Here is a 1,829-nt window from a genome sequence, read left to right as displayed (position 1 = left end):
GCCTAGGAGACTGCTGAATTAGTGGGCTTGAGGGGGCTGGATCTTTTCCCGAGGCAGCTGCTGGCTGCTGTGAGCAGGCCCGGGCACTGACTTGTTGATGTTCCGGGTGGTCTGGATCCTAGATGGCTGGGGCTTTCAGTAAGGCTCGGTGATGGGTCCCGGGCGCCGTTGGCTGGTCTTTCGTCCTTTAGGCCGTTACCCAGGTTCCATTGCTGTCGTGGAGTCCCAGGTTGAGGAGTCTGCGCAGGTTCAGGCCAGCGATCCGCAGTTGCAGCCAGGTGTTGTTCCGGCTGATGCCGCGGTGGGGCACTCGGCGGTTCCCGCGAGTGAGCCAGGCGATGGAGCGTTCGACCATGGGCCGGTGAGTGCGGTATTCGTCTTGGAAGTCCTGGTCCTTGGCGCGTTGGCGGTGTTCGCGTTGCAACGCGTCGTGTTGATGCAGCTCAATTTTGCGTCCCCGGGCCGCGGTGGTGCACCGGGCCCGAAACGGGCAGCCGGCGCAGGCGGCACCGAACGTGACCGTGCGTTTAGCGGTGATTCGGCGGGTGAGGCCATTCGGGCAGGTCATGGTCCCGGCGGCCTCATCGACGGTGAAGTCGTCCAGGGTGAAGCCGCCCTCGACGGCGGGACGCAGCGGCCAGGGCTTGATCACCGGGGTGTGTCCGGTCAGGGCGAGAGCTGCGAGCATTTCCCCGGAGCCGTAGGCCGAATCGGCAAGGACCTGCACGCCGGTGCTGCCGATGATTGTGGGGTCCTTCGTGATCAGCCGGGCCCCGACGGCTCCGTCGCTGTTCTCCGGACCGGCCGCCTTGGTCAGTTCCGCCACGGTGATCAGCCCGGTGTCAGGTTCGATAACAATGTGGGCCTTGTAGCCGTCCTGCTGCCGGGACTGGGTCTTATGCGCATGCCGGGCCTCGGGGTCAACGGTCGAGATCATCCGGTCCGGCGCGACTTTCCGGGCAATCCGGAACCGCCCGTCCGTGCCGTCCGAGCCGTCCGCCGGTTCCACGTCCTGCCCGGCCACCAGCGCCAGCAGCGCGTACGCATCAGCGGCCTTACCCTCTAACGTGCCTGGATCCACCGCGGCGAGCAGTGCCAGCGCGTCGGTGACCAGGGCCGAGATGAGCCCGTCCTTGGCGTCCTGGTCATCCCAGGCGATGTCCGGTTTTCCGGTGCGGGTGTAGTCATACCCGGAGGCGTGGGCCGCGATCAGGTCCTGGCCCCCGGGGATCTCGCGGCCGAAGCGGCGGACGCCGGCGATCAACTGGGTCACCGTGTCCTGCCGGGCGACCGCGTCATCGAGGACCGTTGAATCCACCGCCCGCCGGCGCCGGCCGTTCAGGACCCCGGTCTCCGTAACCACCTCGGCGATCGCTTCCATGACCCGGTGCGGGTTCCCCGACGCTGCCAACCGTTTCCGCCAATACGTCAACGTGCTCGGGTGGAACGCCCTATCAGTGAGCCCATACCCGCACGCGGCCTTCCACCGCAGATCAAAGGTCAACGCCTCCGCGGTTTCCCGGTCCGAAAGGCCCTGCAACGCCTGCAGCACGAGCACGGACCCGATGACCGGCGCCGGAACCGAAGGCCGGCCTCGCCGTGACGGAAACAGGTCCTCCATCATCGAATCCGGAAACAACCGCCCCCGATGCCCGGCAAGAAAAGCGAAGACGCTGCCCGGGACCAGCAACTCCCCGGCCAGCGCCTCGACATCCAAATACCCGCGTTGCGCGTCCTCACGTCCCTGCATACAACCAGTCTTAACCACCAGCCCCACCAGTCCAGCCGACGCGCCTTAACGCCTCCCGATTAATTCAGCAGTCTCCTAG

At 66.3% G+C, this 1,829-nt stretch carries 1 protein-coding gene; it reads right to left on the bottom strand.

Features of this window, described 5'->3' with window-relative positions; all coding sequences use genetic code 11:
- Positions 1-187: 187 nt before the first annotated feature.
- Positions 188-1,750 carry an IS1182 family transposase gene (locus tag BJG92_RS08735; protein WP_232083641.1) on the bottom strand — a complete coding sequence of 521 codons (1,563 nt, stop codon included), beginning with the start codon at positions 1,748-1,750 and terminating at the stop codon, positions 188-190.
- Positions 1,751-1,829: the final 79 nt, after the last annotated feature.

The sequence above is a fragment of the Arthrobacter sp. SO5 genome, from assembly GCF_020532805.1.
GTDB lineage: Bacteria > Actinomycetota > Actinomycetes > Actinomycetales > Micrococcaceae > Arthrobacter.
Note: the sequence above shows the minus strand (reverse complement) of the source record. Positions and strands in the feature narration are given on the sequence as shown.

Excerpts from the sequence above, each read along its gene's own strand:
- BJG92_RS08735 (WP_232083641.1), bottom strand. The coding sequence starts at position 1,750 with ATGCAGGGACGTGAGGACGCGCAACGCGGGTATTTGGATGTCGAGGCG.